At 68.5% G+C, this 20791-nt stretch carries 18 protein-coding genes; 6 read left to right on the forward strand and 12 right to left on the reverse strand.

What is annotated here, in order from left to right:
* Window positions 1–163 precede the first annotated feature (163 nt).
* A complete protein-coding gene (locus ACZ4Z1_RS15615; RefSeq protein WP_468487128.1) occupies window positions 164–613 on the forward strand; it encodes a MarR family winged helix-turn-helix transcriptional regulator in 450 nt (149 codons plus the stop codon).
* Window positions 614–1510: 897 nt separating this feature from the next.
* On the forward strand, window positions 1511–1951 hold the full coding sequence (locus ACZ4Z1_RS15620) for an Ig-like domain-containing protein (RefSeq protein ID WP_468487129.1): 441 nt from the start codon (window positions 1511–1513) through the stop codon (window positions 1949–1951).
* Window positions 1952–2896: 945 nt separating this feature from the next.
* Here the strand turns inward: ACZ4Z1_RS15620 and ACZ4Z1_RS15625 are convergent.
* From ACZ4Z1_RS15625 to ACZ4Z1_RS15640, 4 genes are all read right to left on the reverse strand, one after another.
* Entirely contained in the window at window positions 2897–3352 is a 456-nt protein-coding gene (locus ACZ4Z1_RS15625; protein ID WP_468487130.1) for a DUF6099 family protein, read from the reverse strand.
* Between the two features lie 134 nt (window positions 3353–3486).
* The gene (locus ACZ4Z1_RS15630; RefSeq protein WP_468487131.1) at window positions 3487–3840 is read right to left on the reverse strand and encodes a nucleotide pyrophosphohydrolase; all 354 of its coding nucleotides are present in this window, start codon (window positions 3838–3840) and stop codon (window positions 3487–3489) included.
* Entirely contained in the window at window positions 3837–5381 is a 1545-nt protein-coding gene (locus tag ACZ4Z1_RS15635; protein ID WP_468487132.1) for a biotin transporter BioY, read from the reverse strand. The genes ACZ4Z1_RS15630 and ACZ4Z1_RS15635 overlap by 4 nt, the downstream gene beginning before the upstream one ends.
* A 54-nt stretch (window positions 5382–5435) precedes the next feature.
* Window positions 5436–5825 (reverse strand): cell division protein SepF, encoded by a 390-nt coding sequence (locus tag ACZ4Z1_RS15640; RefSeq protein ID WP_031004748.1) that lies wholly within the window; start codon window positions 5823–5825, stop codon window positions 5436–5438.
* A gap of 222 nt (window positions 5826–6047) precedes the next feature.
* Between ACZ4Z1_RS15640 and ACZ4Z1_RS15645 the strand changes: the two genes are divergently transcribed.
* Together ACZ4Z1_RS15645 and ACZ4Z1_RS15650 are read left to right on the forward strand one after the other, a co-directional pair.
* On the forward strand, window positions 6048–7208 hold the full coding sequence (locus ACZ4Z1_RS15645; protein WP_468487133.1) for a magnesium and cobalt transport protein CorA: 1161 nt from the start codon (window positions 6048–6050) through the stop codon (window positions 7206–7208).
* Between the two features lie 137 nt (window positions 7209–7345).
* Window positions 7346–8536, forward strand: a complete 1191-nt coding sequence (locus ACZ4Z1_RS15650; protein WP_468487134.1) for an IS110 family RNA-guided transposase — start codon at window positions 7346–7348, stop codon at window positions 8534–8536.
* Between the two features lie 88 nt (window positions 8537–8624).
* On the opposite strand, the gene folE is transcribed toward ACZ4Z1_RS15650, so the two are convergent.
* From folE to ACZ4Z1_RS15690, 8 genes are all read right to left on the reverse strand, one after another.
* A complete protein-coding gene (folE, locus tag ACZ4Z1_RS15655) occupies window positions 8625–9215 on the reverse strand; it encodes a GTP cyclohydrolase I (protein WP_468487135.1) in 591 nt (196 codons plus the stop codon).
* Window positions 9215–9949, reverse strand: a complete 735-nt coding sequence (locus tag ACZ4Z1_RS15660) for a 7-carboxy-7-deazaguanine synthase QueE (protein ID WP_468487136.1) — start codon at window positions 9947–9949, stop codon at window positions 9215–9217. Before ACZ4Z1_RS15660 ends, folE begins: the two co-directional genes overlap by 1 nt.
* Before the next feature lie 10 nt (window positions 9950–9959).
* The gene (locus ACZ4Z1_RS15665; RefSeq protein ID WP_468487137.1) at window positions 9960–10325 is read right to left on the reverse strand and encodes a 6-pyruvoyl trahydropterin synthase family protein; all 366 of its coding nucleotides are present in this window, start codon (window positions 10323–10325) and stop codon (window positions 9960–9962) included.
* A 103-nt stretch (window positions 10326–10428) separates the two neighbouring features.
* Complete coding sequence (locus ACZ4Z1_RS15670; protein ID WP_468487138.1) at window positions 10429–11103, reverse strand: 7-cyano-7-deazaguanine synthase; 675 nt, start codon at window positions 11101–11103, stop codon at window positions 10429–10431.
* Between the two features lie 156 nt (window positions 11104–11259).
* Window positions 11260–12510, reverse strand: coding sequence for an ATP-grasp domain-containing protein (locus ACZ4Z1_RS15675; protein ID WP_468487139.1), 1251 nt, complete (start codon window positions 12508–12510; stop codon window positions 11260–11262).
* Between the two features lie 501 nt (window positions 12511–13011).
* Complete coding sequence (locus ACZ4Z1_RS15680) at window positions 13012–14283, reverse strand: MFS transporter (RefSeq protein WP_468487140.1); 1272 nt, start codon at window positions 14281–14283, stop codon at window positions 13012–13014.
* A gap of 71 nt (window positions 14284–14354) precedes the next feature.
* Window positions 14355–15263, reverse strand: coding sequence for an MmyB family transcriptional regulator (locus tag ACZ4Z1_RS15685; RefSeq protein WP_468487141.1), 909 nt, complete (start codon window positions 15261–15263; stop codon window positions 14355–14357).
* A gap of 346 nt (window positions 15264–15609) precedes the next feature.
* Window positions 15610–16938, reverse strand: a complete 1329-nt coding sequence (locus ACZ4Z1_RS15690) for a Rieske 2Fe-2S domain-containing protein (RefSeq protein WP_468487142.1) — start codon at window positions 16936–16938, stop codon at window positions 15610–15612.
* Window positions 16939–17741: 803 nt separating this feature from the next.
* Between ACZ4Z1_RS15690 and ACZ4Z1_RS15695 the strand changes: the two genes are divergently transcribed.
* Both ACZ4Z1_RS15695 and ACZ4Z1_RS15700 read left to right on the forward strand, forming a co-directional pair.
* The gene (locus tag ACZ4Z1_RS15695) at window positions 17742–19022 is read left to right on the forward strand and encodes an ATP-grasp domain-containing protein (protein ID WP_468487143.1); all 1281 of its coding nucleotides are present in this window, start codon (window positions 17742–17744) and stop codon (window positions 19020–19022) included.
* Between the two features lie 179 nt (window positions 19023–19201).
* Entirely contained in the window at window positions 19202–20200 is a 999-nt protein-coding gene (locus ACZ4Z1_RS15700) for an isopenicillin N synthase family dioxygenase (protein ID WP_468487144.1), read from the forward strand.
* Window positions 20201–20791 lie beyond the last annotated feature (591 nt).

Consider the following 20791-nt stretch of genomic DNA (forward strand, 5'->3'; position numbering starts at 1 on the left):
TGAAGCGGACAGACGACAGGCGAAACGTCAGGCACCCTGACGCTCGCTCCGTCAGGTACCCTGACACGCACCCACCCCGGAAGCAACCCGCTCAGCCCCTCCCCTCTCCCCACCTCCCACCCCTCCCTCCCCTCTCTCCCCGCCCTTCGCCTCAAGGCCGGTCATGCCCCTCCAGCACCACCACCCCAGCCGCCGCAACCTTCCCCAACTGCTCGGCGATGCCCGACGCTGGTTCGAGGAAGCCCTCCTCGCCGCGATGAACGCGGCCGGCGGCCCTCCGGTGACATCGACCCAGGTCCACCTGTTCGCCGTCCTGGACGCGGAGGGCACCACGGTCGCCACCCTGGCCCGGCGCATGGGCGTCACCCGGCAGACCGCCCACCAGGCCGTACACGGCCTGGTCTCAGCCGGACTGCTGGAACAGGCCCCCGACCCCACCTCCGCCCGACAACGCCTGATCCGCCGCACCCCAGCAGGCGAACACGCCCACCACCAGGCCGAACGCCTCCTGCAAGACCTGGAGGGCCAACTCGCCGAACGCATCGGCCACGAAACGGTCGAAGCCCTCCGCACGGCACTGGAGACCCCGTGGGGCCCGCCACCGACGCCCTGAAGGCCGCCTTCCCGACAGGGGGGTTCAGCCCTCAGCCGCCGTAACGTCGGATACCGGCGAATGCCGGTGGACATCCGCGGATGCGACCTGGACCGGAAACCCTCCGCCACCGTGGGCGAGTGCCTTCGGCACGCCCATTACCGCGGCCGGACACAGCTGCTGGGCCCACCAAGGCCGGCTGGTACAAGGCCCACACGATGAAGGCCTCTCCCAGCAGCGGAAAGACGCCGAGCAGCATGAACACCGACGCCGCCGACGCCGGCTTGCCGCGCCAGCCATCGAGAACTTCGGGCGTACGACGCCGAGCACGTGCGGACACCCCCCATACACAATGACAGCGCCCGCCCCGCACGCCAGCGCTCCATATGCGAACGCATACATCTGCCAACTGACCGGCACGTCACCGCAGCGCGCCCATTCAGCCTTCTCGTGGGCCTTTCCGTCCGCACTCTGAGCAACGTCCCCGCACACACCGAGAAGACCATCACCGGCGCCCCCAGCGCAGCAAACCCCGTCCTACGCGACGACGTTCCGCACCCCACCACCCCCCTCCCGACAAATCCTCCACCCGCCCCCTACGCCCTGCCTACTTCCAACTCCCCAGTCCGATCATGCGATGACGCACTCATATCCCACCCCACTCCCCCACGCACACCCAACCCCACTACACCCATCAACCACTTTCCAGATCATCGCACGAGCGCCCTGGCACCCCACGCCCCTAAGCGGCGAATAACCCCAACAAGCGGCCCTCCAGCCACTACCCACCTCCTCCACCCCTCCGCCCCCATCCTCGCCTCACCCTTTCGGCTCAACAACCCGCACCCCCGCACCCATCTCTTACTGCGGCACGTTGATCAGTAAGTCGGAGATAGGACTTACTGAAAGAGGTATGACGTGCCCTGTCCCACCTCCCGCGCAGCCGCGATCTCCACCACGGCGCTGACCCTGGCCAGCGCCCTCACCGTCACCGCGGCCTCCGCCCTCGACCACGACGCCCGCCCCACTCCCCCCGAGCGCCTGAGCGCGAAATCCTTTTACGGCTCCTTCGACGTACTGACCCGCCAGACCAGCGGCCTGAAGGCGAAAATCACCGAAGCCGACGGCACACCCGTGGCGGGCCTGCCGGTCAAGTTCACCGTGGCCGGCGAAAAAGCCGTGCTCTGCGAGGCCACCACCGACACCCACGGTTACGCCGAGTGCAAGAAATCCCGCCTGCCCGCGCTCCTCGCCTCCGCCGTCAAACTGCTGACCGGCGGCTACAACGCCACATTCCACGGCAACACCCGCTACACCTCCGTATCCACCCGCAATTCCGTCAGCGTAGACATGCGCTGAACACCCCCACCCCGAATCCCCCACACAACCGCAAATCCGCGCAACCCCGCACCCGCACCCGCACCCGCACCCGCACCCGCACCGAACGTACGGAGCCTCCGGTCACTCCGCTCACCGGCGCCCGCAAGCACCTCAGCCGCCTTCAGCCCCTCAGGCGCTCCCCTCCTTACCCAACGGCCCCCAGCCCTCGAACGCTCAGAACCCTCCGACACCCCGAGCCTCCCGTCGGCCGAAGCCGCCCAGCCACCCGGCAACCGCACACCCCGGCCGCCCGGCCCCATTCCGCAGGCCCCGAAGCATTCCGCTCCCCTGAAGCGCCGGCGACCACCAGCCGTCCTAGCCGTCCGCTCACCCCGCGCCGGAGATGGAACCCAGCGGACCGAGCCGCCCAGGTGCGCGCAACGCGACGCCCACCGTGTCCCCACGCGTTCCGGCCGACCGGCGCACCGGGTTGCCCAACCGCTGCCACCGGCTGCCCCAGCCCCACCCCCTGGGCCCGGCCGAAGCCCAAGAAGCGCGACTCGACGAGCACCGACCAGGCGGCGCCCACCCACGACCGGCCGGAGCGGGCTTGCGAGCAGTAGGCAGCAAGCAGTGGACGACGGATGTCGGCGGCAGGTGGCGAGCAGATACGGCTTCTGGTCCTACGTCAACCTCACTGATCCCCCACGGCGGCTGCGTCCACGGGCACCAGCACCAGCGCTAGCACCAGCACACCCCAACACGCGGCCACCGTTCGAGCAGTCACCGACCAACCAGTCACCGCCCAAGCGGTCACGTCCATCCTCGGCAACCTCCTCCTCAACAGCCCTCCCCTCAGCAACCTCCTCCTCAGCAACCGTTTTCTCAACACTCCTTCCTCAGAGCCACCCGATCCCAGCCGACCGGCCACCCACCCCAGCGCCCCCGCCCCCCGAAGGAGCAAGCGCCGGAGTACGCGCCCCTTCAGGCTGTGTCTCGGGGGCGGACGGTGAGGTGTTTGAGTATTCCGGTGACTCGGTCGCGGGATTCGTCGGCTACGTCCATGGCCTCTACGCAGGTCCAGTACATCCCCTCCTCGTCCGCCGCGCAGACCACGCCCACCAGGGCCTCGCACACCTCGCCGAGGAGCCAGGACAGTCCTCGCAGGGCGGCCAGGGTGTCCCGTACCTCGGAGAGCTGGGCCGCCCGTGGGCCGCCGATCCTCGGCGCGGGGATCAGCAGTGCCGCGCTCGTCCTCCCTCCCGCATCGCCCAATCCCCGCGCCCGGGACCGCACTTCGTGCGGCCCGGATATCGCGAGATGGCTGCCCACCGCCTCGGCCAGAGCCTGTGCCTGCCACGCCTCGACGACGATCTCCTGGACCGTCTGCGCCTGCGCCAGACCGCGCCGACTGGCCGCGATGATGCGCACCGCGTCCATCCGCGACCCCCTCCCTCAGACCACTGTCAGCTTCGCCGCACCTACCTGCCACTACCCAGCGTGAACTTGAAAGGCCAAAAAGGCCAGAGGAATTCGCAAATCTGTGGACAACCAAGACGATGCGGGAAGATCCTTCACTCCATAGAGTGACGATTGGCCCGTTCGGCCCCCTTCGCGGGAAAACGTGTCTCGTTGCGTTCGATCTTCGCGGCCAGCGCCTGAAGCACATCGATACCCAGGGCGTCGCAGAACTGCAGCAGGTACGCCAGCACGTCGGCGACCTCGTCCTCGACCCGTCCGGCGGCCGTCGCGTCGCTCATGACCTTCGCCGACTCCTCGGGCGTCAACCACTGGAAGATCTCGACGAGTTCGGAGGCCTCGACGCTGAGCGCCGCCGCCAGGTTCTTGGGGGTGTGGTACTGCTTCCAGTCGCGGGCCGCCGCGAACTCGGCGAGCCGCTTCTGCAATGCATGGAGATCTTCACTCATACCCCTAGGTGTAGCACCCGCACCCCGGGCAGCCCCTCGGCGGCCGACGCGTCCCGTACCGTCCCGAGCAGCCGGATGTGCCCGCGCCCCACCATCCGTACGGCCAGCTCCAGCAAGGCCCGCGCCTGCCGGTCGTCGAGGCTGCGGTCCATCCCGTCGGCCATCAGCCCCAGCACCTGGCGGGCAGAGAGCACCTCGCCCGCCGGGTCCATGGCCAGCACCTCCGGGCCCGTCAGGAGCACCAGCGCCAGCGCGACGTAACGCAGCTCGCCGTCCCCGAGCTGTTCCAGCGGCGTCGCCGGCAGTCCGCCGCGCTCGACCAGCGCCCGCATGCCGACCGTGCCGCCGCGTTCCATCGGCTCGGCCCGCAGCCCGGCCACCGGGCCGACGCACCCCGCGCGTACCGCCTCGACCAGCACCGCGTGCCGCCGCGCGCACTCCCGGCTGGTCCGTCCCAGTACGGCGGGGAGGTTGTCGCAAGCGGTACGCAGCCGCCCGTCCCCGGCGGACCAGCCCCAGCTCCCGCCGAACGTGCCCCCGTCGTCCGCCGCCCCTTCGCCGTCCGACGCGGTCACGAAGCCCTCCGGCACCCCGGTTTCTGTACGCGCCTGGGCACGGGGAGCGCTGTCGGGCCCGGTTGCACCGCTGGGGTCGGTGAGGTTGACATGTCTGAAGGGGCCGGTGGGACTACCGGGTTCGCCGGGGCGGTCCGGCCCAGGAGGAGGGTCTGGGGGTGCATGGTTACCGGCAGCGTTACCGGTGCCTTCGCGTGCGGGGCGGCCGGCGCGGGGGCCGGGTGTGCGGTCGGCGGTGGCCGTAGCGCCGGTTCCGGCCCCGGAGCTGCATCTGATCCCACCCCGGGGCCCCGGGCCGCCCATGTCCGCTGTCGCGCCGCAGCCGCCGCCGGGGCCCGCCCCGCGCATCACCTCCGGGCGCGGGTCGCAGGCGAACACCGACCGCAGCGCCACCACCACCTGCTCCGCCGCCGCGAGGACGAGCCGCTGCCCGGCCGTCTTGCCCGCGACGCGCAACGGCAGCAGAGCCGTACCCAGACGGTCGTCGGGCAGCGGCGCGCGTGTCACGGGGGTCGAGCCGGCCGTGTACCAGGCCGCCTGTACCGCGCGCCGGGCGGGATCGGTCAGGGCTGTCGACAGCAGGGTCTCGCCGGCGCCCGTCAGGCGTTCGCCGACGATGCGCAGCTCCGGCTCGGCCTGTACGGCGACGTCGAGGCGGACCGGGCCGACCGGGCCGTCGACCGTGCAGCCGATGCGGAAGCCGCGTCGTCCCTGCCCGTCGGGGCGCGCCCAGGCCGGTACGCACCCGGCCGCGCCCCCGGGTGCCGCTGCCACGGCCCGCCCGAGCCGGGCACCGCTGCCCAGCCGCGCGAGGATCTCGTACGCCTGCAGCACGCTGGATTTCCCGCTGCCGCTCGCGCCGGTCAGCAGCGTCAACGGGCCCAGCGGGAAGGTCGCGGCGCGATGCGACTTGAAGGCGGACAGACGTAATTCGGTGACCGCCGGGCGCACACTTTCTGTGTCCATATGAAGACGCTAGGCAACCGGCGAAAGCAAAACCGTTACGGCTGCAACGCCTTCCTACGATCGGGGTACGAGACCCGCCGGCGGCTCGGCGACCTCGGTGCCGACGGGTGCGAGGAGGAAGACGTTGGTGTCGACCCGGTGCATCCCGCTGGCGAGCCCGAAGACGACACCGCTGGAGAAGTCCAGGATGCGTTTGGCCACGTCGGCGTCGGCGCTGCTGAGGTCGAGCAGGACGGGGATCTGCGCCATCAGGTACTCGGCGACCTCGCGCGCGTCGGCGAAGGTCTGCACCCGGATGACGACGAACCGCCGCATCTCCTCGCCCGGTTCCTCGTCGGGCAGGGCACGGTGATCGGGCCACGAGGGCCATTCACTGCCGCTGCGAAGGGGAACGACCTCGGCGAGCCCTTCCCACTGTTCGTCGGTGGCGTCGGGCCCGTTCACCGAATCACCTCTCCCGGAGGGGCTGGACAACTTCGCTATCTGCATCGCGCAATTGTAGGTATAAACGCTTATACGCCTTCGGGTGCGACACACGGATGGCGTCACCCGGCTCCTCCATCCTGCACCATGGCCAGTGATCAGCGCCGACACCCCAGGCATATATCCTGCGTCGAGATCCCCTGTTCCTGTTCGTTCCCTCTGTTACATAGGTCGTGTTCCGCCATGAGCGTTGACCCTCCCGGCCGCGGGCTGCGCGGCCTGCGTGGCCTGCGCAAGCCGGCGAAGAAGCGGCCGGCGGCCGCGGCGACGCCCGCCGGCAGCGCGGACGAGCCACCGGCGCCGGACGCGGGTGCCACGTCCACCGGCAGTGTCATCAATGCCACGCTTTACCGCGACGGACATCGCCTCAGTACCCACGAAACCCTCGCCGACACCTTCCGGAACCTGCGTACCACCGCCGGTTCGCTGGCCTGGATCGGCCTGCACCGGCCGTCGTCCTCCGAATTGGTCACCCTCGCCTCGGAATTCGACCTTCACCCGCTGGCCGTGGAGGACGCGCTGGAGGCCCACCAGCGGCCGAAACTGGAGCGTTACGGCGACACCCTCTTCGTCGTCCTGCGGGCCGCGCGCTACCTCGACGACCCCGAGGAGGTCGACTTCGGCGAACTGCACGTCTTCGTCGGACCCGACTTCGTGATCACCGTCCGGCACGGCGGCGCGCCCGACCTGCCCGCCGTACGCCGCCGCATGGAAGCCACCCCGGAACTCCTCGACCGCGGTCCCGAGGCGGTCCTCTACGCGATCCTCGACGCCGTGGTGGACGATTACGCTCCGGTGGTCGCCGGGGTGCAGAACGACATCGACGAGATCGAGACCGAGGTCTTCGGCGGCGACCCGCGCGTTTCCCGCCGTATCTACGAACTCTCGCGGGAAGTCGTGGAATTCCAGCGCGCGACCCGCCCCCTGAACGGCATGCTGGAGAGCCTGACCGCGGGCTTCGAGAAATACGGCATCGACGAGGAACTCCGCCGCTACCTGCGCGACGTCGCCGACCACGCCACCCACACCACCGAACGCGTGGACGGCTTCCGCCAGGCCCTCCAGGACATCCTCACCGTCAACGCCACGCTCGTGAACCAGCAGCAGAACGCCGAGATGCGCGCCCTCGCGGAGGCCGGCTTCGAGCAGAACGAAGAGATCAAGAAGATCTCCTCCTGGGCGGCCATCCTCTTCGCCCCGACCCTCGTCGGCACCATCTACGGCATGAATTTCGATCACATGCCGGAGTTGCACTGGGTGTTCGGATACCCCTTCGCCATCGTCCTGATGGCGGTCGTATGTACCGGTTTGTACGTCATCTTCAAGCGGCGGGACTGGCTCTGAGTAATCGGCGTCAGCGCAGGTGTGCCGCTGGCGGCAGGCCGCGAAAGCGCCAGCAGCACATCTCCTTCAGGCCGCTGGGGAGAATCTGGGGAGAATGAGCTCGGCCGGTCTCCGGCCGAGACAGCCGTGGATCGCACGTGACAGCGATCTGGGCCGGTATCGACGCCGGGAAGACCCATCACCACTGCATGGTGATCGACGAAACCGGTAAGCGGCTGCTGTCCCGACGCGTCGCCAACGACGAGACGGAACTGCTCAAGCTCCTCGGGGACGTTCTCGCTCTGGGCGACGAAGCGGTCTGGGCCATTGACCTGGCGGACGGCGGCGCCGCCCTGATCATCGCAGTGCTGCTCAATCACGGTCAGCAGCTCCTCCACATCCCCGGTCGGGCGGTCAACAGGGCTTCTGAGCGCTACCGCGGCGATGGCAAGACCGACGCGAAGGGCGCGGCGGTGATCGCCGATCAGGCCCGCATCCGGCGCGACCTCGCCGTGTTGCGGCCAGGCGACGAGCTGGTGTCCGAGCTGAAGGTCCTCACCCGGCACCGCCGCGACCTCAGCGACGACCGCACCCGGACCATCAACCGGCTCCGCGGCCACCTCACCGAGATCTTCCCTGGTCTGGAGCGCGAGCTCGACCTGAGCAACGTCGGCCCCCTGCTTCTCCTGACCGGCTACCAGACCCCGGCTGCCATCCGCCGGGCCGGCCGCCGACGACTGGCCACCTGGCTGCGCAACCGCAAGGCCCGCAGCGCCGACGAACTCGCCGTCAAGGCCGTCCAGGCCGCCGAAGGCCAGCACACCAGCGTCCCCGGCGAGGATATGACCGCCCGCGTGGTGCACTCCCTGGCGAAGGAGGTGGTGGCCCTCAACGAAGAGATCGCCGAGATCGACAAGCTCATTGAGGGCCGGTTTCGCCGGCATCGCACCGCCGAGGTGATCGCGAGCATGCCCGGCACCGGCGCTCTGCCGGGCGCCGAATTCCTGGCCGCCACAGGCGGCGACATGGCCGCCTTCGCCAGCGCGGACCGGCTGGCCGCCTTCGCAGGCGTCTCCCCGACACCCCGCGATTCCGGGAAGGTCAGCGGCAACCTGCACCGCCCCACTCGTTACAGCCGGCGCCTCCAGCGCGTTTTCTACACCTCCGCGCTGATCAGCATCCGCTGCTGTGACGGGTCCCGCCGCTTCTACGACCGCAAGCGCGCCGAAGGCAAACGACACAGCCAGGCCGTCATGGCCCTCGCACGCCGACGAGTCAACGTCCTGTGGGCTCTCCTGCGTGACGGGCGGCGCTACCAGCCCATACCGCCCGTGACCCTGACTGCTTGACATCCAGATCAGGAATCGGCGGCCACAGGGGGCCACCCCGTACGCGCGGGGACCGCACCCCCGGCCATCGCCCCGCGGCCGGCCGCGGTTACTTCACCCCGAGCTGGGCGAAGAGTTCCGCCCGGGCACGCTCCGACTGGTCGAACACCCCACGGAAAATGGATGACGACATCGTCGAAGGCGTACGGATACCGCGCATGGTCATGCAGAGATGTTCACCCCGCCCCATCACGGCCAAGTCATTCGTCCCGGTGATGTCGGAGATCTCGTCTGCGATGTCGACCACGAGTCGTTCCTGTACCTGCAATTTGTGTGCGTGCTTGTGCGCGATACGGGCGAACTTCGAGAGTCCGAGCAGTACCCCGCCGGACTTGTAGGCCACAGTCAGGTCACAGCTGAACGGAAGCAAGTGGTGTTCGCACAACGACCAGACGGTCATGCCCGAGACCATAACCGTCTGGCCCAGGGTACTGCTCTCGAACAGGGTATCCACCTTTCCGGCGTCGTACTCCACGAACTCCTTCCACCATTTGGCATAACGTCGCGGAGTCTCGCGGAGTCCTTCGCGGGTAGGGTCCTCCCCGATTTCGATCAGAATCTGCCGGGCCAGCTCTTCGAGCCGGGTGGCGTCGACGGATGCGTCGACCGCTTCCTGCCTTTCCCAGGCGGCTTTCACCATCACACACCCCTGCGGTTCCCCCACGCCTGCACATGGATACGGGTCGACATGTTCCACCGCCGGGCGACGACGGCGTCGGCGAGCGACGACATATGGCGGGTCAGCGTCTCCTGGTCCTGCCCCTCCGGCATGATCCAGACGGATTCCAGGCCGTGGCGCGCGACGATGGCGTCGACCTCTTCGAGATCAGCTGGGCCACGGCAGACGAACTTGAAAGCCGCGCCACCGGTGGCGTTCAGGGCCCGCAACGCGACCGGTACCACCGTCCGTTCCGGCCCCATGCCGCTGTGCCGCAATTTGGGCGAGACGTTGAAGCGGGCTTGCGTCGCCGTCAATGCGGGCGATGGCGCGATGGTCCCGTTGGTTTCGATCTCGACGGATACCCCACTCTCCTTCAGCATGTGGCACAGGAGCGTCACGGTCTGCTGCTGCTGGAGTGGTTCACCACCGGAGACGACGACCAGCCGGACATCCGTGGCCCTGAGCCGGTCCGCCACGTCGAGGACGTGCATCGCGTGCAATTCGGCCTTCGGATCGTACGCCGTGCCCTCGTTGCTCTGCCCGGTCCAGTCCCAGGTGTACGGCGTATCGCACCAGGTACAGGTCAGATTGCAGCCGCCGAGCCGGACGAAGGAACAGATGCGCCCCATGGAGGGGCCCTCGCCCTGAATCGTCGGGCCGAAGATTTCATTGACGACGATCTTCCGGCCGGGCGTTGTCTCCTGCCGGCTCATCGCACCGCTCTTACTTCCCACGGTAGGTGGCCCAGGTCCGGGGCGTTTCCGATACCCGTACACAGCTCAGTTCCGGCAGACGTTCGACCCACTGGTGATAGACCCACCAGGCCAAATTTTCCGCGGACGGGTTCATTCCGGGGACGGCGTCGTTGAGGTGCCGATGGTCGAAGGTCGCGTCGAGCCAGTGCTTGAACTCGTCGAGTTCCCCGTAGTCGCGTACGAAACCGGGCTCGGTGAGTTTCGTGTCGTCGCAGCGGAGTTCGAGAACCACCAGGTAGTTGTGGCCGTGCATTCTGGCGCACTGGTGTCCTGCCGGCAGGGCGCCGAGCTGGTGGCTTGCGGAGAAGTGAAATTCCTTGGTGATCGCATACATGGGTGCAGCTCCGTCCGTTCTGGTCTCTCGATACTCGTCAGGCCGTTTCGGCTGGCATGGGCTCGGCTTCGCCTGGTCCTTCTCGGTTCGCCGGAAGCGGAGTTCACCTCTGATATCGGGTCGGGTCGGTGAGGTCCGCTTCGGCGAACGCGTTGCGGCGGTCATGGCAGGACGCGCAGCTTCCGCAGTGGAACCGCTCACCCTTGAAGCACGTCCAAGTCTCGCGCCAGTCGACGCCGAGCTCCGTGCCCAGGAGCAGAACGTCGGCCTTGCGCAGGGTGAGCAGCGGGGCGGTCACACGGGGTGGTGGATCAGCGAGCCCTTCCATGGCTCGGACTTCCATCGCGTTGAACGCCGTCAGAAACGCGGGCGAGGTGTCCGGCGCGGTGGCCGCGTCCTCGGCGAGGAACCCGAGACACATTTCCTGCGCTCCGGCCAGTACGGCATGGGCGTAGGCGACCGTCATAAAGACCGGGTTGCGGTTCGGGACGACATTGACGCTTCCGGTACGGGTGTAGTGCTCGTCGGGAACCGCGACGTCGGCGTCCGTCAGGGAGAAGCCACGCATCAGCCGGGAATAGCCGCCGAGATCGGCGACGGTCAGGTCGATGTTCAGCTTTCCGGCGGCCCGTCCCGCGTACTCCAGTTCCTTGCGGTGGCGCTGGCCGTAGTCGATCGCGATGGCGGATACTTCTCTTCCCTCGGCCTTGCAGGCGTGGGCGAGCACGACGGAGTCGATGCCGCCGGACAGGACGACCAGCGTCTTGGCCGACGTCATCGGCCTTTCCCTTTCCGTTCGTGTCCGTACGTCGCTCTCTCCCGCGGGGGTGTCTTCCGCAGGCCGAGCAGCGTGGGCAGAGCGCACCGCCGCGGAGCAACCTGGTTGCTCGCGGTCACCCCGGGGTGGGGCCTGGTGAGGGTGTCGCTGCGGAAGTCAAGCATCAGAAGGCCCGTCCGCTTCCCGGTCGATATCGAGTTGTACGAGATCGCGCAAGCGGTGCATTCGCTCACGGACTTGGGCCACGGTGTCACCGGACACCCACGCGCCCAGCGGGATATTGGTCGTACTGTCCGTGGTGGGGACCCAGTCACCGGGGGCATAGGCGACCAGTACCTTTTCGACACCCGGGCCCGCGGAGAACGCGTCCAGCCCTTTGATCTCCCGCAGGACTCCCGGGGCGCCCTCGTTGCGAACGGCGATCGCGCCGAAGGCCGCGTCGAACGTGATGTGCTGCCCCAGCGCTTCCGGGCGCCGGGCGGTACGGCAGTCGATATCGGCGTAGTAGGGGTTGAAGTCGCTGTGCGCCAGCCACATGTCCGTGACGGGACCGCCGGCCAGGCGTGCGGCGACCTCGATCAGGTACACGCCGTCCGCGTTGCACTTCACCTCGGTGTGCCCGGGGCCGATACGTACGCCGAAGACATCCAGAACCTCGTGCGTAAAGGCGGCCACCCGGTCCCAATCCGGGTCCTCGCGGTTGATCTGGACGTTGTTCCAGTAGGGGAAGTCGTAGTCCGAGTCGTCGGGCTGGGAGTAGAACCACATGTCGATGATCTGGTGCTGCCCGTCGTAACTCATGGTGTTCACCGCGATCTCCCGGCCGCGGATGTACTGTTCCACCAGCCACTTCCGGACCGGCTCACGGAAGTGGTCGAACTTCACCAGGCGGCCCAGGCCGGCCAGCGCCGCATCGTCGGCAAGCAGCACGGCGCCGTGGGACCCGCCCCCATAGGTGTGTTTCACGATGGCGGGGAAGCCGACCTCGTGCGCGGCGGCGGGGATGTCCGCGATCGATGTGACCAACCGGTACCGGGGGATGCGCAGCCCCGCCTGTCCGGCCACCCGGCGCATCGCGTCCTTGTGGTTCCTGGCATAGGCCAGTTCCACGCAGTTGCCGGGGAGGTGAAGCGTGTGGGCCAGACGGTCGGCGAGGTCGACGGACGCATCGCTGCCGGAGAGCACCGCGCGGATGTCGTCCCGGTACGGCTCCAGTTCATTCAGCATCCCATCGAGGTCCCGGCTGTAGAGGGAGACATCGTCACCATCGGCATGGCACGGCCAGCGTTCTTCCAGCAACTCCTCGTTGAAGGAGTAGAGTGAAATGAGCCGGTGTCCTCTGGCCTGGACCGCCCGTTTGTAATGGAGGCCGAACTTCACCGGGTTGAGGACGACGATGCTGGACATGGGGAGTCAACCTCCGTCGTTTTGAACTGCGATGACAAGACACCGAAGCTCCGGGCGTGCAAGCTCCGCGGGGCAGTGGAACGCTCGTTACGTCATCCGGCAGTCGCCGCGCCCGGGCGGGCGTGCGCAGCGGGCTGTGAGGCAGCAGGGGGCGAGCCGCATCGGGCCGAGGCGCACCGCACCGAACGCGGTTTCTTCCGGGTGGCAAGTGTGGGAGGCGAGGACGGGATGCCGCTGATGCCGTCCGACGGAGCGAACGGGTCCGCGCTGTTACCGACGCACCTACCGCGCCCGCTCACAGGTTTCCTGGAGAGCGATAAAACAGAACTTTCTGCATTTATTATTCCCCGTCTTTCCCGACCTTATTAGTCCCATTTATCGGGTCAGTGGAGGACGGTTTTTTTCTGCAACCGTTCATGAGGTCGGGGAGTTCGCGGCGCGCACGCACGAACACACCGCCGGCGCCTCGTGGCCCACCCCGCGGACACCGGAGCCGCGCCATCAGCCGCGCGTGGCACCGGAGCCGTTCGCGTCGGCCGTCAGCGGCTCCGCACGCGTCCGCGCGCCCCAGCCGAACACCGCGGCCAGCAGAGCCACCGCGGGCACCACGAGCAGTGCCGTCCCGCTTCCCCGGGCGGCTGCGAACTGCGCGAAGACCGCGGCGCCGACCGCACCCCCGGCCAGATCGAGGCTGCTGAGCCAGGACATCGTCTCGGTCATCCGGCCGGGCGGCGCGAGTTCGCCGCCGATCGTCCGCAGCGTCCCGAACGTGGAACCGATGGCCAGCCCGGCCACCGGGCAGAGCAGCAGCACCATCTCCGGGGACAGCCGCGTGCCCAGGCACAGCACTCCCGTACCGAGGACGAAGACGATCAGGAGGACGAATGCCTTCGGTCCACGGGCCAGCAGGTCGGGTACGGCCCCCAGACCGAAGCTCCCTACCACGCTGCCGACGGACAGTGCGCCGAGGTAGAGACCGGTGTACGCGCCGGCGTCGTGCTCCTTGGCGTACAGCGGCAGGAGCACGTCGACGGCGGTCACGGCGGTCACGAACAGTCCGCTCGCGGCCAGCAGCCGCCGCAAGGGGAGTGAGGCCAGCGGCCCCAGCCAGTGCCCCCGGGCGCCGGAGGCGGAGCGCGGCGCGGCCGGGGCGTCCACCGGCAGGAGGAGGACCGAAAGCGCCGTCAGCGTCGCGGTGACGAAGAACGGGGCGACGGGCGACACCGACAGGCTCAGCCAGCCGGCCAGCACCGGGCCGGTGATCAGCGCGGCACCCATCATGGACGAATCCAGGGCCATGGCCGTCGTCAGCGTCGCCCCCTCGCCCGCCGAGAACCACACCGAGCGCATCATGACCGCGACCGGCGGGGCAGTAGCCCCCAGACCGACCGCGGTGATCAGGATCACCGGCACGGGCCCCCCGTTCCGCACCATGAACAGCAGCAGCGCGGTCACCGTCAGATAGGCGGTCAGGCAGCCCAGCAGGACCGGACGTGGCGCGTACCGGTCGATCAGCCGTCCGCGCAGCGGCGCCGTCACCCCCTGCCCGATCGCCGAACCGCTCACCATCAGGCCCGCGGTGCCGTACGAGTAGTCCCGGCCGACCAACAGCAGCAGGCTCAACGCGACCATGCTGGGCGGGAGTTTGGAGATCATTCCGACGAGCGCGTTCCTCCAGAAGCCCGGGACCGCCATCAGGTCCCGGTAACTGGAGAGCACACGCCGTGGGGCACGGCCGTCCGGGGCGGCGGACACTTCCGGGGCAGCAGACATCGACTCGATCCCTGGTACGGAGGGGAGACGGACAGCCACCACGTTCGGGAGCGGTGGCCCGCAACGACGGTTCAGCGGTGGGCGGAGAGTATCGCGCGGAGATTCTCCGCGGCTCGGGCCGGCGCGTCACGCTGGGGCCGGCTGTCGCAACACGGCGGCCTGGCTATCCGTCCGGCCACCGACGTGGCCGAGCCGCAGACGCCGCTCGCCGGACCGGCCGGACCTCCCGCGCAGGGTGTGAAGATCAGGATAATGAGGCGGGTGCCGGGTGAGGTGGTGGGCTGCGCCATGCACATCTTGACCCAGCCCGGACCGTTCCGCGCATGCTGCAGCGGACGCCTGTCCTCGTCCGGGTGGACGGCCACACCGGCGGTCTCGTAGAGGGGCGCCACGCAGGGATCCGTCAGTACGGCCGCCTCGAACCGGCGCAGCGTGTTGTCGTCGGGGCGGACGGCCAGATCGGCCCGCAGGAGGGGCAAGAGGTGCGGTGCCCAGGTGGTGGCCCAGTCGGTGAGCAGGGGCCGACCGTCGAAGAGCATCCACTGCATCGTATTGGTGGGGCGTTTCCCGTACGGAAAAATATCGGTGAAGGGCTGATTATGGGCAAGAATGTTCCATGACGCGTCAATGACACAGGCGGCGTGGGTCATTCCGGCGACAGCCTCCTGCCACACCTGGGGCACCTCCTGCCCGGACTGCGGCGTGAGGGGCCTGGGCGGGTCGCCGATGCCGGCGTAGCGGCACAGGGCCACCCATTCCACCTCGGAAAGCCGCAGCAGCAGGGCGAGATCCCGCAGAAAGTCCACGGGCGGATTCCGGTACTTGCCGGACTCCAGACGCTGATAGGTCCCCCAGCCCCGGTTGAGCAGGAGATCGACCTGGTGCTGGGCGAGACCGGGGGCACGTCGGCCCTTTCCCCTGGGCCGTGTGAGGCCATGGGATTCCGGCGCTACTGAGGCTCGCCGCTCCGTGAGGAGCAACCGCAGTGCCTCCGCATTCATCTCCGTCCTCTCGTGATGCCGCTCTCCGGAGACACGTGACGCGGAGCGACCTCGAAGCGGCGTCAGTGGTTCCGGACAGCCCGATGAACTCACATCAATCAACTCCCCGACGGGGCGTGTCGTTCGAACCCCCCATGAGTCGCGCCGACGGAGAGACCGCGGCGATACAGCCATGCGCCCGCCTGTTGGGATCCTCGCTGTCATCATCTCCTTCGACGGCCGCTCAGCCCGGGTAGTGAGGGTGCCGAGTCACTGTGGTGAATGATCCGGGTGAGTGACTCGGGCATCTGAATGGTCCGTATGAGTGACGCCTGCGCGAAAGGCGTCACACGCTGCCGGCAGGTGCCTTCCGTACGACGCCCGCGATCTCGTCGTACTCCTTCTGGAGGTGGCTCGGCCGCCCGGCCTGCACCGTCCAGAATCCGCCGATCCCGAGGAGCCCGTTCTTCTTGCGGGCAGCGAGTTTCTTCTCGAAAACCTCGCGCGGCACCCCTTGTGTGTAGCGGGCCTTGCCGAGGAGGGGCAGTTGAATGCTGACATTGGCCGCGGGGTCGCGCACCGTGCCCGGCGGGTCCTCCCCCTGCGCCACTTTCCGCATCGCTTCGAAGTACCTCCGCCGTAGCAGGGTGATGCCTTTGTCGCCGCGCCCCAGCTGCTCGGCGGTCCGGTCCGCGAACGTTCCCTGCCCGATCCACGCGGCGAAATCCTGGTTCCCGGTGTGCGACGTGATGATGTCACCGGTCGCCGGGTCGGTGAGCGGGCCGTACCAGTACGGAATCGCGCCGGGATCCTGCCGGCCGGGCGGTACGTCGTCGGGGAGCACGGAGTACTGCCAGGTGAAATTGAGGGTGCGCCGTTCGTCCACCGGCACCCGGAACTCGATGGTGTTCCCGGAAGCGAGGGTGTAGGGCCACAGGCTGAGGATCCCGCCGTCGGTCACGTCGTTCGTGCTCGAGTAGGAACCTGTCGGGCGGACGTCGGGGACTTCCACCACCCGCCCGTTGACGAAACCGTGCTCGAATTCCAGAAAGTCGATCGACAGGTGCCGGGGTACATACGTGGGGGATTCCGGGTCGCTGCGTACGGCGTTCCCGTTCTGGTGCAGCCACTCGAAATGGACGGGGTCCATGCTGTTCTCGTGGCACTGGAACCAGTTGCACGGGAGTTCCGTCATGATGATCTCGACGAAGCCGTGCTCCCAGGTGAACGGTTCGAAGTCGGGCAGCAGCGGCGCGGGGGCGGGGCCGAGATAGGCCCAGATCAGCCCTCCGAGCGTGGTGGTGGGGTACGCGGCGACGCCGACTTTGTCGCGGAATCCGCCGGACGGGCCCGTCTCCTCGAACGGCTGGCTCGTGCAACGGCCTTCGGAGTCGAATCCCCACCCGTGGTATGCGCACCGCATCACGTCACCGTCCACCCAGCCGATACCGAGGTCGGTGCCCCGGTGCGGGCAGCGCCGGGAAATCAGACCGTGGCTGCCGTCCGGCTTACGGAACAGGACGAGGTCCTCACCCAGCAGCCGTACCGGTTTGACGCGACGCTGGGTCAGCTCCAGGACCGGCGCCACCGGATGCCAATATCTGCGCAGCAGTTCACCCATTCGCGTACCGCGTTGAACCTGGGAAAGGATGCGGTTCTTGTCCGCTGAGAGCATGGGTACTCCTTCGCTCACGACGTGCACAGAGTGGGGGCACCAGCCGGGCATCCGCCCTGTCAAGGCGACACCGTCGGCCCCCGGAAGAGAAGAAGAGCCGACGCGCAAGAGTGGGCACAGCCCCGAAGCGCTGCCGCTCGGCCTCGATATCGGAACATGCGGTACCTGGCTTGGTGGACTTGAGTGAGCACCTGTCGACCCGTACGGCGCGGCTTCGGTGGTGCGACGGCTGGAGGCACCGCGGCGTTGATGCAGCGGGTGGGGCGTGACGGTTGCCGGAGGAGGAACAGTTATCGAAGCAGTGGAATGGTGCGCCTGGCGGGCATTGAAGTATCGGGCCCTGTCCGTTCGTCATCTTCACTCGGTCCGGGCAGTGTTGTCCACGTGCATCTTTTACACCGAAGAAGTGACGGTCGAATTCGCCTTGCGCGTCCCGTGCGGGGTGTGCTGCTGCCACCTGCCCCCAACGGCGGGCGCAGATGCGTTTCTCCGGCGAAGGGCGGCGCGCTTCCTCGGTTCACCCGTCAACTCTGCCGGGAAGAGAACCCGAACCAAAATGAGTGGATGCCCATTCGGCGTAAAACGCAGCGGTGGATAACGGCCGCCGGCCACGTGATGATGTGAGTGCCCTGGGACAAGGGCCCAAGTCGCCCACGATGGGACCGGGGCCAAGCCGCCCACGACCGGCCCGTCACCGGCCGATGCGTCCACCACCGACGGGTGGACAGCATCAGGAGCCCCCGCCCCTCACCACTCGCCCCGCCTGCCGCCCCACGCATGACACGACGGAGGAACCGGCCCGCATGCCGACAGCGAACACCGACACCACTGATGCGGCTTGCTCTTCAGCCGGTTCCTCGGGGCGGCCGCTCCTGCTGCTGGTAGGCAGCGGCAGCGAGCACTGGCGTGCTTACGTACTGCGGTCCATGGCGTCCGGATACCGGTTGCATTTGCTGCGCCCCGCGCCTCCCACCTGGGAAAAGCCCTACATCGATTCGTTCGGTGTGGTGGACACCCTGGACGTCGCGGCGATGACCGCCGCCGCCCGGGCCCACCCCGAGCGATTCGCGGGTGTGCTCACCTACGAGGAGACGCGCGTGGAGGCCGTCGCCGAGCTGGCGACCGCGCTGGGGCTGCGTACCAGCCCGCGCGAGGCCGTGAGGGCGTGCCGGGACAAGTACGCCGGCCGGAAGGCGCTCGACCGGGCCGGTGTCCCGCAGGCCCGGTCGGCAGCCGTCGCGAGTCTGGCCGAGGCGAGCGAGGCGGCAGCCCGGATCGGCTATCCGGTGGTGGTCAAACCCCGGGCGCTTTCAGCGAGTTGCGGAGTGACCTATGTCGGCGGCGAGCGGCAGTTGGCACGGGCCTACCAGCAGGCGGGCAGGATCTGGTTCGACGAGGTGCCCCGGTACGCACAGCCCATCCTGGTGGAGGAGTTCCTCGACGGACCCGAGATCAGCGTGGAGGCGGTCTGCCGCGACGGGCAGGTCACGGCGCTGTTCGTGGCGCACAAGCAGCTCGGCTACGCCCCCGGGTTCCAGGAAGTGGGCCACACGGTCCGGGCGGACGACCCGCTGCTGTCCGACGACGTTCTGCTCAAAGTGGTCCAGAAAGCCCACACCGCCGTCGGCCTGACCGACACGGTGACCCACACCGAGCTGCGCCTGACCTCCTCCGGCCCGAAGGTCGTGGAGATCAACGCACGGATCGGCGGCGGCCGTGTCCCGTACCTCGGTGGCCTGGTCACCGGGTTGGAGATCGGCCTGATGGCGGCCGATCTGGCGGTCGGCGCCACGCCGGACTTCCGGACGTCCGGGGCCTCCGCAACGGCCGCGGTCCGCTTCCTGTATCCCGAAAGGGAGGTACGGGTCGAGTCCGTCGAGATCGCGACGGACCGGCTGCCGCCCGAGATCCGGGAAGTACGGGTGCTGACGGCCCCGGGCCGGGAGCTGCGGCTGTACCCGCCGGGCGACTCCCGCTCCCGGTATGCCCTCCTCGTCGCCGTCGCCGAGACGGAGCGGGACTGCACGGCGGCACTGGAGCGGGCGGCCGACGCGGTGACCCTGCACGGTACTCCGCTGTCCTGACGGGGCATCGACATCGGCGTCGGCCGGACACCTGGTCGACGCGGGCTGTTCCCACGCCCCTGTAACTGCCCCGCCTTCTCTCTTCTCCCCGCCCCCGCGTGCCGCCTCCGTGCGGGCCGGTCCGGAACCGTAACGCAGTGGTGAGGTTCACAACCGTATCGAGAAACCAGGAGCACTCCATGCCAGAAGCGATTCCCGTGATCGATCTCCGGGACAGCGAACAAGGTCCGAAAGCGCGCGCCGGGTTCCTGAACCGGCTGCGGGCCGCCGTCCACGACATCGGGTTCTTCCAGCTCACCGGCCACGGCGTCACCGGCGCCGCCGAACTGCTCGACCTGACGCGTCGGCTGTTCTCCCTGCCGGAGTCGGAGCATGCGGCTCTCGATGTCCTCAACTCCCCTCACTTCCGGGGCTACTCCGCGATGGGGCGGGAGCGCACCCGGGGCGTCCCGGACCAGCGCCGGCAGCTGGACATCGGTCCCGAGCGCCCGGCGCGGAGCCCCGGCCCGGGAGAGCCCGCGTACCAGTGGCTGGTCGGCCCCAACCAGTGGCCGGCCGCCCTGCCGGAGCTGCGGCCGGCCGTATTGGCATGGATGGACCGGTTGACGAGCCTCTCGCACCGGATGCTCAGGCTCATCCTGGAGTCCCTGGAGACTCCCGAGGGCTTCCTGGATGATGTGGTCACCCCGGAGCCGCAGATCCATTTCAAGCTGCTGCACTACCCGGGGCCGGACGCCACGGCGGGCAGCGTCCCGAAGGGCGACGGCGCGGGCACCCACAAGGACTACGGACTGCTCACCCTGCTGGTGCAGGACGACAAAGGCGGGCTGCAGGTCGCCGTCGAGGACGGTCACTTCGTCGACGTCCCGGTCCTGCCGGACGCGTTCGTGGTCAACCTCGGTGAACTGCTGGAGGTCGCCACGCGCGGATACCTCAAGGCCACCGTTCACCGGGTCGTCCGCCCGGCCCCGGGGGTCGACCGGTACTCCATGCCGTTCTTCTACAGCCCTCGTCTGGAGGCGTCGGTCCGGCCCCTGCCGAGCCGGTACGTCAGCGCCGCGGGCGGCGTGACGGTGGACCCGGACAACCCCCTGTTCGCCTGCTACGGCGATAACGTCATGAAGGGCCTGACCAGAGGGTTCCCCGAACTGATCGCCCGCCACCACCCCACCTGGTGACCGCTGCCGGACGGTGGGCGTCCTGCGGCCGGCCGTCAGTTGCGGCATTGGCCCTAGGTCCTGTCGTCAAATTCCCGTCGTTCGCCCGAAGGGCGGGCCGCGCGGCGTCTGGTGCGTGCGATCGCAAGGCGGAGGGTCGTCCTCGTAGTGGGTCTACGTGGACGATCCCGACAACGCGGCGAGCGTGCGTGCCAGGCGTCGCGCGGCAGGCGGGAATTTGACGACAGGGCCTAGGCGCTCGCGCCCTGTCACCCCCGCGCGCCCAGCCTGAGTCCTGGTCAGCCTCGTCACCCATAGCTTGTCCCGCTGGGCAGAGGACGAGTCCAAAAGAGTGAAGATGACGGGGGAAGACCGTCATCGTCGACAGGGCCTGCCCGCACCACTTGAGAGTGCGCTCCGGTAGAAAAACGGGCGCCCGCAGGACCAGGCATTGCGCGCTTCACCCACCGCGACCGAAGCCGTGTGCAGCCAGGGCAGACCGGAGGCCGCGTAATCTGGCGCCTCACCGAGCGAAGGTCACGCTAGTAGTCACTGAGTGCCTCGTCCAGGACGGGCACGACTCCAACCGAGGCGCTTCTCTGGGGAGAAACT

Source organism: Streptomyces sp. NPDC030165, assembly GCF_055573595.1.

What these genes read in the sequence shown, in the direction of transcription:
- ACZ4Z1_RS15615 (WP_468487128.1), top strand. Translation starts at nt 164, where the DNA reads ATGCCCCTCCAGCACCACCACCCCAGCCGCCGCAACCTTCCCCAACTG.
- ACZ4Z1_RS15625 (WP_468487130.1), bottom strand. Translation starts at nt 3,352, where the DNA reads ATGGACGCGGTGCGCATCATCGCGGCCAGTCGGCGCGGTCTGGCGCAG.
- ACZ4Z1_RS15630 (WP_468487131.1), bottom strand. Translation starts at nt 3,840, where the DNA reads ATGAGTGAAGATCTCCATGCATTGCAGAAGCGGCTCGCCGAGTTCGCG.
- ACZ4Z1_RS15635 (WP_468487132.1), bottom strand. Translation starts at nt 5,381, where the DNA reads ATGGACACAGAAAGTGTGCGCCCGGCGGTCACCGAATTACGTCTGTCC.
- ACZ4Z1_RS15645 (WP_468487133.1), top strand. Translation starts at nt 6,048, where the DNA reads ATGAGCGTTGACCCTCCCGGCCGCGGGCTGCGCGGCCTGCGTGGCCTG.
- folE (WP_468487135.1), bottom strand. Translation starts at nt 9,215, where the DNA reads ATGGTGAAAGCCGCCTGGGAAAGGCAGGAAGCGGTCGACGCATCCGTC.
- ACZ4Z1_RS15660 (WP_468487136.1), bottom strand. Translation starts at nt 9,949, where the DNA reads ATGAGCCGGCAGGAGACAACGCCCGGCCGGAAGATCGTCGTCAATGAA.
- ACZ4Z1_RS15665 (WP_468487137.1), bottom strand. Translation starts at nt 10,325, where the DNA reads ATGTATGCGATCACCAAGGAATTTCACTTCTCCGCAAGCCACCAGCTC.
- ACZ4Z1_RS15670 (WP_468487138.1), bottom strand. Translation starts at nt 11,103, where the DNA reads ATGACGTCGGCCAAGACGCTGGTCGTCCTGTCCGGCGGCATCGACTCC.
- ACZ4Z1_RS15675 (WP_468487139.1), bottom strand. Translation starts at nt 12,510, where the DNA reads ATGTCCAGCATCGTCGTCCTCAACCCGGTGAAGTTCGGCCTCCATTAC.
- ACZ4Z1_RS15680 (WP_468487140.1), bottom strand. Translation starts at nt 14,283, where the DNA reads ATGTCTGCTGCCCCGGAAGTGTCCGCCGCCCCGGACGGCCGTGCCCCA.
- ACZ4Z1_RS15690 (WP_468487142.1), bottom strand. Translation starts at nt 16,938, where the DNA reads ATGCTCTCAGCGGACAAGAACCGCATCCTTTCCCAGGTTCAACGCGGT.
- ACZ4Z1_RS15695 (WP_468487143.1), top strand. Translation starts at nt 17,742, where the DNA reads ATGCCGACAGCGAACACCGACACCACTGATGCGGCTTGCTCTTCAGCC.
- ACZ4Z1_RS15700 (WP_468487144.1), top strand. Translation starts at nt 19,202, where the DNA reads ATGCCAGAAGCGATTCCCGTGATCGATCTCCGGGACAGCGAACAAGGT.